We start from the raw sequence: 15,938 nt of genomic DNA, 5'->3' as shown, positions 1-15,938 counted from the left end.
GGGCGGCCCGCTTCGACGATGCGTCACCCGCCACGGGCGGACCGAAACAAAGGGTCCGCCCCGACTAAATATTCAAAACTTTCCTCAAATATCCTGTGGTAACCACTCTTCCACTTCAATCAGCACCAGCAGCGCGGCATCGCCGCCAAATAGCTTGGGTGCCTGATGAAATGCCATTACGTGCGGATGCTGTGCCAGCCACAGCGGTGTCTGCTGCTTTAGAACGTGTTTACCGTGCCCGTGCATCACGCTGGCACAAAAAATATGCTCACGGCGACAGGCGGCAATCAGCGCGCCCAACTCCTGCTTAGCCTGATTCTGCGTTAAACCGTGCAGATCGAGGAAAATCTCCGGGCTGAAATCACCGCGGCGCAGCTGCTTCAGCTTGTAGTGGTCAACATCCGCACGCACATAGCGCACCGCGCCTTCGCTGGCCAGCAGTGGCTGAAACTCGTCGGAAAAATAGTGGCTGTTATCCATCTGTTCCGACAACAGGCGTTTCTGCGGGACTTCACTTATCTTTCTACGCAGCGGTTTATGAACAATGGTGTCCTGCGCCAGCTTGCGCGTGCCGCTCATCAACCCGCGAAACAGCGCCTCATCTTCCGCGCTCAGCTTCTCTTTTTTGCTCATCTCTGTAGGTCACTATTTTCCTGGCTGCTGTTTCGCAACCGCTTTAAAGGGGCGTTTCAGTCATTTTCTGTCGCCAGTCTACCTTTTCCGCGCCCGCGGCTGAAACAAATCTCAGCTTTTTCACCCCTGCGCGCTGAATTATCACCAGCTTCATGGCAAACTAACGCCCGGGTTTAACAGAACGGCCTGCGGAGGGCACTTTGGACAAAATTTTCGTCGAAGAAGCAGTCAATGAACTGCACACTATTCAGGATATGTTGCGCTGGTCGGTCAGCCGTTTTTCTGCCGCTGACATCTGGTATGGCCACGGCACCGACAATCCCTGGGACGAAGCCGTTCAGCTGGTGCTGCCAACGCTCTATCTGCCGCTGGATATTCCTGAAGATATGCGCACGGCGCGCCTCACTTCCAGCGAGCGTCACCGCATCGTTGAGCGCGTGATCCGCCGTATCAACGAGCGCATTCCGGTCTCCTACCTGACCAACAAAGCCTGGTTCTGCGGCCATGAATTCTACGTCGATGAGCGCGTGCTGGTGCCGCGTTCACCGATTGGCGAGTTGATCAATAATCGCTTTGCCGGTCTGATCGCTGACGAGCCGCAGCACATTCTTGATATGTGTACCGGCAGCGGCTGTATCGCGATTGCCTGTGCTTACGCCTTCCCGGATGCGGAAGTCGATGCGGTGGATATCTCTACGGATGCGCTGGCGGTGACTGAACAAAATATCAGCGCGCACGGCCTTGACCACCACGTCACGCCGATCCGCGCTGACCTGTTCCGCGAACTGCCTAAAACGCAGTACGATTTGATCGTCACTAACCCGCCCTACGTTGACGCCGACGATATGGACGACCTGCCGAACGAGTACCGTCACGAGCCGGAACTCGGCCTGGCTGCGGGTCGCGATGGGCTGAAGCTGGCGCGCCGTATTTTGGCCTGCGCACCGGATTATCTCAGCGAGCAGGGCGTGCTGATTTGCGAAGTGGGCAACAGCATGGTGCACATGATCGAGCAGTATCCGGATGTACCGTTTACCTGGCTGGAGTTTGATAACGGCGGTGACGGCGTGTTTATGCTGACCAAACAGCAGATTATCGACGCACAACATCATTTCAAAATCTATAAAGACTGATTTTTAAATTTTAGCGAGGAAGCCGTATGGCGGGTAATACCATTGGACAAGTATTTCGGGTCACAACGTTCGGCGAATCGCACGGCATCGCCCTCGGTTGTATCGTGGATGGCGTACCGCCGGGGATCCCGCTGACCGAAGCTGACCTTCAGCACGATCTCGATCGTCGCCGCCCGGGCACTTCACGCTACACTACCCAGCGCCGCGAGCCGGACCAGGTGAAAATTCTGTCGGGCGTGTTCGAAGGGCGCACCACCGGCACCAGCATCGGACTGCTGATCGAAAATACCGACCAGCGCTCGCAGGACTACGGCGCGATCAAAGATCTCTATCGCCCGGGTCATGCGGATTACACCTACGACCAGAAGTACGGCTTCCGCGACTACCGCGGCGGCGGGCGCTCTTCAGCGCGTGAAACCGCGATGCGCGTGGCGGCCGGTGCGATTGCTAAAAAATACCTCGAAATGAAGCACGGCATCAAAGTGCGCGGCTATCTGGCGCAGATTGGTGACGTCGCCTGCGAGCTGAAAGCGTGGGACCAGGTTGAACAGAATCCGTTCTTCTGCCCGGATCCGTCAAAGCTGGAAGCGCTGGACGAACTGATGCGCGCCCTGAAAAAAGAGGGCGACTCCATCGGGGCGAAAGTCACGGTGATGGCAGAGAATGTTCCGGCGGGTCTCGGCGAGCCGGTGTTTGACCGCCTGGACGCTGACCTGGCGCACGCGCTGATGAGCATCAATGCGGTGAAAGGCATTGAAATCGGTGATGGCTTTGCGGTCGTCGGCCAGCGCGGCAGCGAGCACCGCGACGAAATCCGCAGCAGCGGTTTCCAGAGCAACCACGCGGGCGGCATCTTAGGCGGGATCAGCAGCGGTCAGACCATTGTTGCCAACCTGGCGATGAAACCGACCTCCAGTATTACCGTGCCGGGCAAGACGCTGACGCGTAGCGGGGAAGAAGTGGAGATGATCACCAAGGGCCGTCACGATCCTTGCGTGGGGATCCGCGCCGTGCCCATTGCCGAAGCGATGATGGCGATTGTGCTGATGGACCACCTGCTGCGCCACCGCGCGCAGAACGCCGATGTTGAAACCACTTACCCACGCTGGTAATGCAATGAAAAAGACGCTAATCGCCCTGGGCGCGCTGCTGATGATCGGCGCCACAGTCCAGGCCGCCACCCCGTGGCAGACTATTCGCCAGCCGGTCAGCGGTGCGCCGCAGTCGATTGGCGGCTTCGCCAACGGCTGTATTATCGGCGCTCAGGCGCTACCGCTGGAGGCAGCGGGCTATCAGGTAATGCGGACCGATCAGCGGCGCTATTATGGCCACCCGGATCTGATCGCCTTTATCCAACGGCTGAGCACCCAGACCCGTCAGCTGGGCCTCGGCGAAGTGCTGGTCGGCGATATGGGCATGGCGGCCGGTGGGCGTTTCAGCAGCGGTCATGCCAGCCACCAGTCCGGTCTGGACGTGGACATCTGGCTGCAGCTGCCGAAACAGCGCTGGACGCAGCAGATGCTGCTCAAGCCTCAGCCGCTCGATCTGGTGGCTGCCGATGGCAAAAATGTCGTGGCGCGTCACTGGCAGCCTGAGATCGACAGCCTGATTAAACTGGCGGCGAAAGATAACGAGGTTACGCGCATTTTTGTCAATCCGGCGATTAAAAAGCAGCTGTGTGCCGATGCCGGTAGCGATCGCGACTGGCTGCGCAAGGTGCGACCGTGGTTCCAGCATCGTGCGCATATGCACGTGCGCCTGCGCTGCCCGGCGGGTAGCCTGGAGTGTCAGGACCAGCCGCCGCCGCCGCCGGGTGACGGCTGCGGAGCCGAGCTGCAGAGCTGGTTTGCTCCGCCAAAACCGGGCAGTACGCCACCGGTGAAGCGCGAGCCGCCGCCGTTGCCGCCGTCGTGTCAGGCTCTGCTGGATAAACACTTACTGTAAGGCGTTAAAATGGAATGGGTTAGCGTGGCGCCGTGGTTGCTCGGCGTGCTGTTTCTGGTGGCGTTACTGGCGGGTTTTATCGATTCTATTGCGGGCGGTGGCGGGCTGTTAACCGTTCCGGCGCTGCTGGCGGCGGGGCTGTCACCGGCCCAGGCGCTGGCGACCAATAAGCTGCAGTCGGTGGGGGGATCTTTTTCTGCCAGCCTCTATTTCATCCGCCGTAAAGCGGTCGATCTCAGCCAGCAGAAGCTGAATATTGCGCTGACTTTTCTCGGTTCAATCAGCGGTGCACTGCTGGTGCAGCACGTCAAGGGTGATATTTTGCGCCAGCTGCTGCCGCTGCTGGTGATTGCCATTGGTCTCTATTTCCTGCTGATGCCGAAGATTGGCGAGGAAGATCGCCAGCGTCGTCTGCACGGCTTGCCGTTTGCCCTGGTGACCGGGGGCTGCGTGGGCTTTTACGATGGCTTCTTTGGCCCTGGTGCCGGGTCATTCTACGCGCTGGCGTTTGTCACGCTGTGCGGCTACAACCTTGCGAAGTCCACCGCGCATGCCAAAGTGCTGAACTTTACCTCTAACCTCGGCGGCCTGATGCTGTTTATGATTGGCGGCAAAGTGGTATGGCTGGTGGGTTTGGTGATGCTGGTCGGCCAGGTGTGCGGCGCGCGTCTCGGGGCCAGGATGGTGCTGAGCAAAGGGCAAACGCTTATCCGCCCGATGATTGTGATTGTCTCCGCGGTGATGAGCGCCAAACTGCTGTATGACAGCCACGGCGCTGAAATTGCCGCCTGGCTGCACGCTTACTGGTGATAAAATCTCCTGCACCCTGTCAGGAGATCAGTTTTTTTAGCCGCTCGATATCCATGGGTTTGCTAATAAAGTAACCCTGCAGACTGTCGCACTGCAGCATACGCAGCTGCTCAACCTGGCGCTGCGTCTCAACCCCCTCTGCAGTGACCCCCAGAGAGTAAGCTTTACCGAGGCCAATCATATTTTCCACAATCTGCCGGGCGCGCGGCGAATCATTCATTGGGAAGATAAAGGATTTGTCCAGCTTGATGCCATCAAACGGAAATGCGCGCAGATAATTCAGTGAGGCAAAGCCAGTGCCGAAATCATCAATCAGGAATTTCACGCCCAGCGTTTTGATTTGCTGCATGGCAGTCTGCGTCTTGAGAGGGTCCTTTAAGGTGACGTTCTCAGTGACTTCAATCTCGAGTCGGGTGCTCTCCAGGCCGGTTAGCGTTAGCACATCTTTAATACGCTGATAGAGCCTGTTATCCTGGAGTTCGCTGGCAGAAATGTTGACGGAGACGGAAAGCCCGGGCATGGAGAGCAGCGTATCCCGGCACAGCATGCAAAACCCAGTCGCTGAGTGCATTAATAAGCCCGGTCTCTTCCGCCAGCGGGATAAACTGGTCGGGCATCAGCAGGCCAAGGCTTGGATGCTGCCACCGCACCAACGCTTCCACGGCGGTGATTTTTGAAGTGCGCATGTCTAAACGAGGCTGATAGACTATGCGTAGTTGCCCCGCGCGGATCCCTTCACGCAGCTCCTGCTCCAACTCGCGCCGCTGGACAATCTTTTCGTTCATATCCCTGTTAAAAAATACCCACTGATTGCGCCCTTCGTTTTTAGCTTTATATAGGGCGATATCGGCAAAGCGCAGCAGATCGCTGGCAACGCACGCATCCTGCGGTGACAGGGCAATACCCAGACTGGCCCCAATAAAGATTTCGCAACCGTTGATCAGGAATGGGCGGTTGATCTCAACAATGATCTGCGCACACAGTTCTTCGATCTGTGCCGGTGAGCCAAAATCAGGCAGGATGATAATAAATTCATCACCGCCGTGACGTGTGACCATGCCTGATTCTCTCAGGCAGGCGCGCATACGCATAGAGGCTTCGTGGAGCACCCGATCGCCAAACGCGTGGCCATAAACGTCGTTTACCGGCTTAAACTTATCCAGGTCAATCATGACGATCGCCAGCTTATGCCGCACAGTGCTGGTGTCAGTGAGCTTACCTTCCAGGAACTCTTTCATCTGTACGCGATTTGGCAGCCCGGTCAGTTCATCGAAATGGGAGAGATATCTTACGCGCTCCTGCGCCTCTGTCTCTTGAGTCACATCGGTGGCTGTGCCGCGAAAACCGGTTTTATCCACTGAGAAAAAGGCCCACTTAACAATCATATTGCAGTAACGCTGATGCTGTTGGGCGGAAGCATAGCGACAGCCGGTCAGGCTGATACGCCCGCCGGAATGGCACAGGCTATTCAGTTGATAAGCCACTTGACTGTCGTTTAGCAGAAACTCAGAGACTGGCCTGCCGATCCACTCTTCAATGCTATAGCCGGTAATGATCGGAAAGCGTTCTGAAATCCAGGTAAACCGCAGTTGCGCATCCGCTTCCCATATCCAGTCGGTGGTGGTTTCAGCCACGTCGCGGAAACGACATTCACTGTTGTAAAGCGCCTGCTTACTCTGCTCAAGCATAAAGGTACTTTCGTCGTTTAGACGCGCTTTACCGAGCGCATTGTGCATGAGTGTGAAGGCGACCATCAGGCTGATAACCATCAGCAGGATCAGTACCGGCAGCAGCGCGGTGAGCAGTGTATTGCCCGGGTTGTCCCCCTGCCAGGTTAATACGACGTTCCCTGCGGTGATGGGAAAGATGAGAAAATTGCTGGCATTACCGGGTAGCGGGTTTGAGGTGGTGACCAGCCTCGCGGACTTGACACCATATTCTAGTGCCATATGGCTAATTTTTTCCGGCGTCAGGCGCTCGGCAAAAACCAGCAGGGTAGGGGGGGTATTGTCGTTCGCTACGCTCTGGTCACTGCCGGGGGTTATCCAGGCCGCGCTGAGCAGCGTGAGCTGACCGTCAATAAACAGCGTGAGTGAAGCTGTTTTTTGCCCGGTGTTTTCCAGCTGGCGTTTGATGAGGGGCAGAGGATTTTCCCCCAACCACGTCTCAAGGGGCTGTAGCTTGTTTTCGCCATTCAATACACTGTAGCGCGTCTCGCCACTGGCAGAGACCACAAAAACGCCCTCGTAGCTGAATGAATGATAGAGCGAGCTACCCAGATTCTGACTGTCCCAAGCCCATTGGGTATTCATCGTAAGATGGAGATTTTTGTAGGCCTCACCCCAGTCGGCGTAATCAGCCATCCTGGATCGCATAATCCCCTGTCGGTTTTCCATCGTTTTGATTAACAGCAGACGGCTGTGATCGTCTTCATGAATATTTTGTTGATTGGCAATAAAAAACAGCGCTGCGACCGCCGCTATAAAAGGAACGGCAATTAATAACAGCATAACCAGCATCGGCTGTTTAATCAGCCCGCTGGCCTGACCGGCGGGGAGGAGGGTGCTATGATTTGCATTAAGTTTCATATTGCTCGTTTACCTGGGCTACTGAAAATTGAATCGGTAAATCGACATCCCTGTCGCATATTATATTTTGATAATGCCCTGGTGATGGATGTATACGTGCTTTATCTACTGCTGAAAGTATTTAATCATCAGTATTCATAATTTGGTGTGATCGAGATCGTGCTGACGTCATTATTTTATTTCAGCAGGTTTTCCAATGGTTTTTACCCTGTTAAGAATGCTTTATCGGCAGGGAGGTGTGAAACTTTACCGATTAGCGTTATTATTTTTTTTGCTAGTAAATTTTCATGTGCCCTGTCATCTTAAGGCTTCCTTAATATAAAGTAGGGTTAATTAGCGCTGGGTAATGTAAATGCGCGAAATGGCCGATAGATTATCTGAATAATAAATACCAACCTAATGGTTATCTATGTCATCCAACTCATTTTGAAGTAACTTTCACAGCTGTATCAGAGGTAATTATGAATATCACTAAGCGCCTGCTGCTGACTTTCTTCCTGCTTATCGTTAGTCTGATAGCGACCAATCTCATATCCGTTTATTCACTGCGAACGATTGCCAAAGATACGCAAGAGTTTCAACAGAATACTTTGCCAAGTCTGACGTCCATTAATGATGAGATCCTTAAACTGTACTCGGTACGAGGTCAGTTGTTCCAACATGGCCTGGCCACAGATATTCAACAGATGAACGCGATCAAAGATAAAACGGCTGGGTTTTATAATGAACTGCTACAACAGCATCAACGCTATATCAATGAGCTTATCTCTGACGAGCAGGATCGGGCGCTCTCTCAAAAGACTTTGGCCGACCTTCGTGGACTTAAAAGCGTTATGGCGCAATATTACACCCTGTCAGAAACCAATAACCATGATGCTATTGCTAATGCTATGCGCACAGGCGGTTTTGTTGCTGTGTCTATAGACAGGTTAGTGAGTGATTTACGGGCTCAGATTGACTATAACAATTCGCTGGTTCATCAAGCCAACAAGGTCAGCAGTAAACTGGTCAGCAATGCCATTACGCTGTCTGTCGTGGCAACCCTGGCAGCAACCCTGGTGCTGGGGACATTCGCTGTTATCACTATTGTGACTATCCGTCGTCGCCTTAACGCGATGAAAGAGGGGATTACCACTATCAGCGAATCGATGGATCTCAGCAGGAGTCTTGAAGCCGGGCGTCAGGATGAGATTGGGCTGACCGTGAGCGCCTTTAACCAGTTGGTCACACGCGTTGCCGATGCGTTGCAGATGGTAAGTGGCGCTTCGCGATCGGTTAGTCAGTCGGCGGAGGAGATTGGCAGGGGTAATGATGAGCTTTCTGCCCGCACTGAACAGCAGTCCGCAGCCGTCGTTGAAACGGCAGCCAGTATGGAACAGTTAAGTTCCACCGTGAAACAGAACGCTCACAACGCTAAGCTTGCCAGCGAACTTGCTGAGACAGCCTCGGATACGGCGGTAAAAGGCGGCACGGTCGTCAGCGCCGCTATCGTGCGCATGAAAGATATCAGCGAAAGTTCACGACGTATTGCGGATATCACCTCTGTGATCAACGGGATTGCTTTTCAGACCAATATCCTGGCGCTAAACGCCGCCGTTGAGGCGGCGCGGGCTGGCGATCAGGGGCGGGGCTTTGCCGTCGTTGCGGGAGAAGTCAGGTCACTGGCCCAGCGCAGTGCGCAGGCTGCTAAAGAAATTGAGCTGCTAATTGCCGATTCGGTAAGGCATGTGGACGAAGGGGTTCATCAGGTAGATCTTGCGGGAGAGAGCATGAGCGGCATAGTTAATTCGGTGACTCAGGTAAAAGTTCTGATGCAAGAGATAGCTTCTGCATCAGATGAGCAAAATCGTGGCATCTCGCAGATTGCTATGGCGATGACGGAAATGGATACCACAACGCAGCACAACGCTACGCTGGTACAGGCGTCGTCTGCCTCGGCGGGAAGCCTGGAACAGCTGTCAGGCAAGCTGCAGCAGATGGTGGATGTGTTCCGCCTGCCGGCCGCGCAAAGTTCAGCTATTGGTCAATTAAAATCACCGCTCAGAGCGTCCCGGCCTGCTGCTCCGGCCGCGGGGTGGGAATCTTTCTAATCTTCAGGTTCGTCATTCTTCTTCTGGCATGAGGGATGACGGCTCATCCTCTCTGCAGGCGATCCTCTTAGCCTGCAGTGAAAAATCCACGATAGTTCTCGAAACCTGACGGGCAAAATGTAAAAATTGCCTGTTTTTTTACTTTGACGACAAACAGCTATGAGCGCGCAACACCACTATCAGGACCTGATCGACATCTTCGATCGCTGCTTTATGGATGATTTTCAGACCCGCCTGATTAAAGGCGACGACGAACCGATCTATCTTCCTGCTGACGACAGCTCGCCGTGGAACCGGGTGGTTTTTGCCCACGGTTTCTACGCCAGCGGCATGCATGAAATTTCCCACTGGTGTATTGCCGGTCCCGAGCGCCGCAAGCGGGTGGATTTTGGCTACTGGTACTGCCCGGACGGTCGTGATGAAGCCACGCAGAGCCAGTTTGAATCAGTGGAGGTCAAACCGCAGGCGCTGGAGTGGATGTTTAGTGTTGCAGCGGGCTTTCCGTTCAATGTAAGTTGTGACAATCTTGAAGGTGATTGTGAGCCGGATCGCATTGCGTTTCAGCGCAAGGTCCATGCTCAGGTGATGGAATATCTGGAAAAAGGTATTCCCGCGCGCCCGGCACGACTGATTGCCGAACTTCGCTCGTTTTACTCAACTCCCCCGCTAACGGCGGCGCAGTTTCCCTGGCCGGAAGACTTGTGCTAACGGCCGCGCGAATTGCTTACAGAGGAAAGATATGATCGATGAATTTGAGGCGCGTATTCTTGGCCTGATTGATGACATGGTGGATCACGCCAGCGACGACGAGCTGTTTGCCGGCGGCTATCTGCGTGGTCACCTGACGCTGGCCGTGGCCGAGCTGGAGCTGAGCGGCGAACACACGCCGGAGGCATTGCAGATTCAGGTACAGAATAGCCTGCAAAATGCCATCCAGGCGGGTGAACTGTCGCCGCGTGACCAGGCGCTGGTGATTGGCATGTGGGACAACCTGTTCCTGCAGGCGCGCCAGCCGTCGTAACCTCCCGCTTACATGGGGCAGCAATCTTGCTGCCCTCAGCGCCCGTTTTTTACCCGCACAATATCCGCCATAATCGCCAGCGCAATCTCCGGTGGCGTTTTACTGCCAATTGGCAGGCCAACCGGGGCTGCGATACGCGCCAGCTGCTCCTTTGTTAAATCCCCGCACGCCGCCAGCCGTGCCAGCCTGTGCATGCTGTTGCGCGATGAACCCAGTGCGCCAATATAAAACGCCGCACCGCGACAGGCTTCCATCAGGGTGAGATCGTCGATGCGCGCATCGTGCGTCAGGCAGAGGATTGCCGTGTGTGCTGCGCACTGATGCTGTTCAAGATAACGCGCCGGGAACTGCTTTATCACGGTGACGCCATCGCTCAGCGCGCTGTTGGCGAGGAACGCTGCCAGTGGCTGCTCACGATGCTCACAGAGCACAACAGCGTAGCCCAGCATCTGCGCCAGATGAATGCAGTAGTCAGCGACCGGCGACAGTCCGGCTATCAATAGCGTGGTCGAGCCATTAAGTTTCAGGCTGACCTGCTGGTCATCAAAGCGAATTTCAGACTGCGGCGTGGCCTTTTCACAAGGAGTCAGCCGGGCAAACTGGCCTGTCACGACGCGTTTCTGTAATGAGCACTCCCCGCGCTGCGCGCTCAGCAGCTGGGCGAGATAACGCTCCGCTGCGGCCGAAGGGGGCAGGTACTCGATGAGCACCTCAAGGCTGCCGCCACAGGGCAGGCTGATATCGGGTTGCAGTCCACCTGCACCATAGCGCACGCGCTGGCTGGGCTGGCGAAATTCTCCTGCCGCCAGGCGGCGCAGGAAACTCTCTTCAATACAGCCGCCAGAGAGTGAGCCGCTTACCGCACCAGCATCAGAGGCCGCCAGCAGCGCGCCGGGCGCGCGCGGGGCCGACCCCCAGGTGTGCAGAACGGTACACAGCCAGATGCTGCGCTGCTTTTGCAGCCACCCCAGCGCACTTTCCAGCACCGTAATATCCAGTGAGCGCATGCTTAACTCCCGCTGTGCCAGTCGGCGGGCCTGTCAATATCACGCACGCAGCCGGGGTCATCGACATCCAGCAGCAGCGGCGGTGCAGGAGAGATGACGTGGCGCCCGCCGTCTTCCCCCTTCAACGCCAGCAGCTGCTCGCGCAGACTGGCGTTAAAACCTACCGGATGTCCTCTGCGCCCCTGCCATAGCGGGCGTACGACATCAGCTAACTGCAGCCCGGCATAAACCTGCTTAACGGTGCTGAGCTGGAGCCAGGGTAAATCAGCCAGCATCACCAGCCAGCCCGACCACTGGGGCTGTGCTGCTACACCGGCGGCAATTGACGACCCTAACCCATCACTTTCAATCAGGGTGGTGACGCAGCGATAACGCTGTGCCAGCTCAATAATTTGACGGTCTTCGGGGCGTGCCACAACGTTTACGCGTTTTCCACAGGCGGCGATAGCCAGCTGAAGGGTATAGGCCAGCAGCAGCAGATTGTGACAGGCGGGGTGACGGATCAGCAGCTTATGCTGACCGCTTTGCTCGATATAGCGCGAGCTGCGACCGGCAGCCATCACCAGAATTCCAGCTTTCATTGCGACTCCCTGGCGCTTTGCTTACGAATTTCTGCCACTTTATCCTGCAGCCCCTGCCACGGGGTCTGCCCGGCAAACTCCGTGCGTAGCCAGTTGAGCAGCATGGCAATCTGGCTGTCATTAAGCTGGTGACGAAAACCGGGCATGGTGCCGAGATTGTCACTGGCTGGATGGTCGATGCCATCGAGTACGATGCGGATAAGATTGTCCGGCTCGTCAAGATAGAGATTGCTGTTGAGCGCCAGCGACGGGCGAACTCCCGCGAGCTGCGGGCCTTTTTGTTGAGAATGGCAGGCCATACAGGAGCCGGAATATTGTCTGGCTCCAGGTGAGTCGAGTCGTTCACTGCGCTGGTCGGCCGCTGCCGTCAGCGCTGCCGCCTGCTGCGTTTTCGGCGGCTGAAAGCTGCTTAACCAGCTGGCAAGCGCTTGCAGATCCTCGTCTGGCAGCTGGGATAACCCCCCGGCTATTACAGGCCCCATCGGACCGGTTGCCACCCCGTGTTCGGCGGAAAAACCGTGGCGCAGATAGCGCATCAGCTGCGGTTTATCCCATGCAACCGGCGCCGGAGAGCTACCGTTGAGTGCCGGCGCGGTCCAGCCCTCGGCAACGCCGCCTGCCAGACGATCGCGCCCGGTTTTTTCGGCCGCCGCGAAGTTGCGCGGCGAGTGGCAGGCGCTGCAGTGTCCGAGGCTTTCGGCAAGGTAAGCGCCGCGATTCCACTGCGCATCCCGTTGAGGATTGGGCGGCAGCGCCCCCGGCTGCAGATAGAGCCAGTTCCAAGCCGCCATGCCCTGGCGAATATTAAACGGGAACCTGAGGCTGGTCTGCGGCGGCTGATAGCTGACGCGGGGCTGGCTCATCAGATAAGCATATAAATCCTGCAAATCCTGGTCGTTGGTGTGGGTGAAGGCGGTGTAAGGAAACGCCGGATAGAGATGATTCCCCTGGCGGTCAATGCCATGACGCATGGCGCGTTCAAACGCCGCATAGGACCAGGCGCCTATTCCGCTGTCCATGTCCGGGGTGATATTGCTGGTATAGATAGTGCCAAACGGACTTTCTATTGCCAGTCCACCACTGTTCGTTGCACCGCCTTTGCGGGTATGACAGACAGCACAGTCGCCAAGCGCGGCCAGCGTTTTGCCGCGTGCGATGCTCTGCGCGGAGAACGAAGGGGTTTGCAGTGGTGAAATCGGCGCTATCTCGGGCTGCATGCTGAGCAGTGCCGCAGCGCTGCCCGCCAGCAGCAGGAGCACGCCCAGTGCGATCGGCTTTTTTTTGCCATTTTTCATGCTTCACTTCCCTGTAGTTCACGTAATACCCGATCCGGAGTAAACGGTGGCGCACGGAAGCGCACGCCGGTTGCGTCAAACAGCGCATTGGCAATCGCAGCCGCGCCCGGTACCGAGGCAGACTCACCGGCCCCCATTGCCGGTTCGTCGGGATAATCCAGCAGATTGATCTCCACCTGCGGCAGTTCATCGAAGCGCAGCAGTGGGTAGCTGCCCCATTCGAGGGAGGTGGTGCCGCTGCCATCAAAAGTGGCGAACTCTTTCAGCACTCTGCTGGCGCACTGCACAATATTGCCGTGGACCTGGTGGCGTACCCCGGCCGGATTGACCATCTGCCCACAGTCGTGGCTGACAAAAATCTTCTCAAGTTTGATCTCACCGCTCAGGCGGTTCACCCGCAGGTCACACACCCAGGCAGCCCAGGCGGCACCGAAGCCGGGAAACTGACTGTGGATGTATCGTGCCCAGGCAAATCCACGCCCGTGCAGCCAGTCACCCTGCTGCTGCTGCTGGCGATGCGGCGGGCCAGGCTGCCAGCGCGCCATTTTTTTGACCGCATCAATCAGGGCCACGGCACGAGAATCAGTGAGATAGCCCAGCCGCAGATCGATCGGATCGCGCCCGGTGTGCCACGCGATTTCATCCATCCAGCTCTCATGCGCGAAAACGTTCGGCAGGGCCGAAACGCCGCGCATCCAGGAGGCGCGCACCAGCGGGGCGGCATCCTCACAGATCATACGCATGTGTGGGAAATGATAGGCCGGAACGGCCGTGCGGTCCCCCATCGACTGCACCACGGGCAGGTTAGGGACTTTACCGGTCAGCAGCAGCGGCAGCGAGGTCGCGTTGTTGGATGGATAGCAGGTGCGCAGCTCGTAGCTGGAGATATTCATCATGCGATCCAGCCCGCCGCGCACGCGGATCAGCTGACCGGTGCCTTTCGGCTCCCATGCTGCTTCCTGCTCGCGCATCAGCTGCACCCGCACCGGCACGCCCGTTGCCTGCGACAGCAGCGCAGCATCGGCGGCGACGTCATCGGCACAGTTGCGGCCATAACAGCCAGAGGCTTCCATACGCTTAATTTCAACTGCCGCGGCATCGCGCCCCAGCAGCAGGGCAATATCTTTGCGCAGGTCGTGCGGGTTCTGCGTGCCGGACCACACCCGTGCGCGGTCGTCAGTGATGTCGGCTACCGCGCAGGAGGGACCAATGGAGGCGTGCAGCTGATAGGGCCAGACGTAATCGGCATCCACGCTAATATGGCGCTGTTTCAGGGCAAGATCGGTTCCTGGATCGTCGCGCAGCACGCGCGCTGTTTTGGCACAGTTGCTCAGCGTCTGATGCAGCTGGTCCAGCCCGAGCTCCGGCAGCCCGGCCCAGGGTTGCCAGCGTACTTTCAGCGCGTACATCGCAGCGATAGCCTGCTCCTCTCGCTGGGCCACCACGCCGACAAAATCTCCGTTAACCACCACTTTGACGATGCCCGGCAGATGAGCAATCGAATGTTGATCCACCGCCAGCAGGCTATTTCCCAGTGGGGCGCTGCTGTCGGCGCCGCCGTAAGGCGGGCGGATAACGCGGCCGTGCAGCATGCCCGGTACGCGCAAATCGTGAATCCAGGTGAGCTGGCCGCTCACTTTGGCCGGGATATCCACGCGCGGCACCGATTTGCCCACGTAGCGAGGCTTGGCAGTATGTAGCGCAATGGAGGTATCCAGCGGCAGATGAGTGTCTTCGCGGCTGGCAAGCTGGCCATAGCTCAGGCGGCGTTGCGGATGGCTGCTGTCGAAAACCCAGCCGGCTTCGCTGCGCAGCTGGCCGGGCGCAACGTTTAACACTTTGGCTGCCAGCTGCATCAGCTGTTGACGCAGCTGGCTGGCGGCCTGGCGCAGCGGCACGGCCGTAACCTGTAGCGTGGCGCTGGCGATGGTGGGCCCCTGATCCGGCGTCAGTGCGGTATCGCCAAGGATCATGGTGACAGAGTGGAAGGGCACGTCGAGCGCATCGGCAACGTATTGGGCTAAGGCAGTGCGCACGCCGGTGCCGAGATCGACGTGGCCGTTAAAGGCGGTGACTTTGCCATCGGCAGCCAGCGCGATAAAGCTGTCCATGCGATTAAGCGGGCGCTCAGGGAGCGTTAACGATTGTGCCTGCGCGAATGTTGTCTGGGGTAATAGCGTGCTGACGCTGATGACGCCCCCGGCCTTTAACAGGCGGCGGCGGGTGAGATTAAACAGGTTCAAGGCTTTTGCTCCCCGCTGATAATGTCACGGGCTTTCTGCGCGGCGCGCAAAATTTCCAGATGCGTACCGCAGCGGCAGAGGTTAAACGCCAGCTCATTTTTTATTTGTTGTTCACAGGCCTGGGGTTCGCGCCTGAACAGCGCGACCAGCGTCATGATCATGCCATTGGTGCAGTAGCCGCACTGCGCAGCCTGTTCATCGATAAAGCTCTGCTGCACCGGGTGCAGCTTGTCGCCATCGGCCAGCCCTTCCAGAGTGGTGACCTGTTTTCCGGCCACGGTGTGGGCAGGTACGCTGCAGGAGCGCGCAGCGACGCCATCGATAGTGATAGTACATGCGCCGCATTCACCGATGCCGCAGCCGTATTTCGGGCCGTTAAGCTGGAAGTCGTTGCGCAGAAGATAGAGAAGCGGGGTGTCTGAGTGCGCGTCATCAAGAGTGACGTGCTGGCCGTTAAGTGTGAAATACATAGCTTGAATCATCCGTTGATTACCCCGGCGGGGGAGCGAATTGCCCCTGAAGAACTCAAGGGTAATTACGGATTTTATGCTATTTTTTGTGCTTTAGTTAAGCTGGTTTGCTGGCGATAGCAC

Annotated in this window: 15 protein-coding genes; 7 read left to right on the top strand and 8 right to left on the bottom strand. The window is 57.0% G+C overall.

Annotated features, from left to right (window positions below):
- Positions 1-84: 84 nt before the first annotated feature.
- A complete protein-coding gene (gene smrB / locus QLG07_RS08625; protein ID WP_282469013.1) occupies positions 85-633 on the bottom strand; it encodes an endonuclease SmrB in 549 nt (182 codons plus the stop codon).
- A 200-nt stretch (positions 634-833) separates the two neighbouring features.
- On the opposite strand from smrB, the gene prmB reads away from it, so the two are divergent.
- The 4 genes from prmB to QLG07_RS08605 are packed head-to-tail and all read left to right on the top strand — an operon-like array spanning position 834 to position 4,520.
- Complete coding sequence (gene prmB, locus QLG07_RS08620; protein ID WP_048915386.1) at positions 834-1,766, top strand: 50S ribosomal protein L3 N(5)-glutamine methyltransferase; 933 nt, start codon at positions 834-836, stop codon at positions 1,764-1,766.
- A gap of 26 nt (positions 1,767-1,792) precedes the next feature.
- Positions 1,793-2,878, top strand: coding sequence for a chorismate synthase (gene aroC, locus QLG07_RS08615; protein ID WP_062818151.1), 1,086 nt, complete (start codon positions 1,793-1,795; stop codon positions 2,876-2,878).
- A gap of 4 nt (positions 2,879-2,882) precedes the next feature.
- A complete protein-coding gene (mepA, locus tag QLG07_RS08610) occupies positions 2,883-3,710 on the top strand; it encodes a penicillin-insensitive murein endopeptidase (protein ID WP_282469012.1) in 828 nt (275 codons plus the stop codon).
- 9 nt (positions 3,711-3,719) lie between these two features.
- Positions 3,720-4,520, top strand: a complete 801-nt coding sequence (locus QLG07_RS08605; RefSeq protein ID WP_282469011.1) for a sulfite exporter TauE/SafE family protein — start codon at positions 3,720-3,722, stop codon at positions 4,518-4,520.
- 19 nt (positions 4,521-4,539) lie between these two features.
- On the opposite strand, the gene QLG07_RS08600 is transcribed toward QLG07_RS08605, so the two are convergent.
- Both QLG07_RS08600 and QLG07_RS08595 read right to left on the bottom strand, forming a co-directional pair.
- Positions 4,540-5,040: an EAL domain-containing protein gene (locus QLG07_RS08600; protein WP_282469010.1), complete on the bottom strand. Its 501-nt coding sequence runs from the start codon at positions 5,038-5,040 to the stop codon at positions 4,540-4,542.
- Positions 4,988-7,108 (bottom strand): diguanylate cyclase, encoded by a 2,121-nt coding sequence (locus QLG07_RS08595; RefSeq protein ID WP_282469009.1) that lies wholly within the window; start codon positions 7,106-7,108, stop codon positions 4,988-4,990. The genes QLG07_RS08600 and QLG07_RS08595 overlap by 53 nt, the downstream gene beginning before the upstream one ends.
- Positions 7,109-7,569: 461 nt before the next feature.
- Here QLG07_RS08595 and QLG07_RS08590 point away from each other — a divergent pair, with 461 nt between their 5' ends.
- The 3 genes from QLG07_RS08590 (at position 7,570) to QLG07_RS08580 (ending at position 10,219) form a co-directional block, all read left to right on the top strand.
- Positions 7,570-9,198 (top strand): methyl-accepting chemotaxis protein, encoded by a 1,629-nt coding sequence (locus QLG07_RS08590; RefSeq protein WP_282469008.1) that lies wholly within the window; start codon positions 7,570-7,572, stop codon positions 9,196-9,198.
- Between the two features lie 159 nt (positions 9,199-9,357).
- Positions 9,358-9,906 carry an elongation factor P hydroxylase gene (locus QLG07_RS08585; protein WP_282469007.1) on the top strand — a complete coding sequence of 183 codons (549 nt, stop codon included), beginning with the start codon at positions 9,358-9,360 and terminating at the stop codon, positions 9,904-9,906.
- Positions 9,907-9,937: 31 nt separating this feature from the next.
- Positions 9,938-10,219, top strand: coding sequence for a YfcL family protein (locus QLG07_RS08580; protein WP_048915392.1), 282 nt, complete (start codon positions 9,938-9,940; stop codon positions 10,217-10,219).
- A gap of 35 nt (positions 10,220-10,254) precedes the next feature.
- On the opposite strand, the gene QLG07_RS08575 is transcribed toward QLG07_RS08580, so the two are convergent.
- Genes QLG07_RS08575 through QLG07_RS08555 form a run of 5 tightly spaced genes read right to left on the bottom strand, consistent with a single transcriptional unit; the run spans position 10,255 to position 15,815 of the window.
- Positions 10,255-11,226: an XdhC family protein gene (locus QLG07_RS08575; protein ID WP_282469006.1), complete on the bottom strand. Its 972-nt coding sequence runs from the start codon at positions 11,224-11,226 to the stop codon at positions 10,255-10,257.
- A gap of 2 nt (positions 11,227-11,228) precedes the next feature.
- Entirely contained in the window at positions 11,229-11,807 is a 579-nt protein-coding gene (locus QLG07_RS08570) for a nucleotidyltransferase family protein (protein ID WP_282469005.1), read from the bottom strand.
- Positions 11,804-13,102, bottom strand: a complete 1,299-nt coding sequence (locus tag QLG07_RS08565; RefSeq protein ID WP_282469004.1) for a cytochrome c — start codon at positions 13,100-13,102, stop codon at positions 11,804-11,806. The genes QLG07_RS08570 and QLG07_RS08565 overlap by 4 nt, the downstream gene beginning before the upstream one ends.
- Positions 13,099-15,345, bottom strand: a complete 2,247-nt coding sequence (locus QLG07_RS08560) for a molybdopterin cofactor-binding domain-containing protein (protein ID WP_282469003.1) — start codon at positions 15,343-15,345, stop codon at positions 13,099-13,101. Before QLG07_RS08560 ends, QLG07_RS08565 begins: the two co-directional genes overlap by 4 nt.
- Entirely contained in the window at positions 15,342-15,815 is a 474-nt protein-coding gene (locus tag QLG07_RS08555; protein WP_282469002.1) for a (2Fe-2S)-binding protein, read from the bottom strand. The genes QLG07_RS08560 and QLG07_RS08555 overlap by 4 nt, the downstream gene beginning before the upstream one ends.
- Positions 15,816-15,938: the final 123 nt, after the last annotated feature.

Origin of the sequence: Erwinia sp. V90_4 (genome assembly GCF_029967685.1) — a bacterium.
GTDB lineage: Bacteria > Pseudomonadota > Gammaproteobacteria > Enterobacterales > Enterobacteriaceae > Erwinia > Erwinia aphidicola.
The sequence above is the reverse complement of the archived record's forward strand: the minus strand, read 5'-3'. Positions and strand labels throughout refer to the sequence as shown.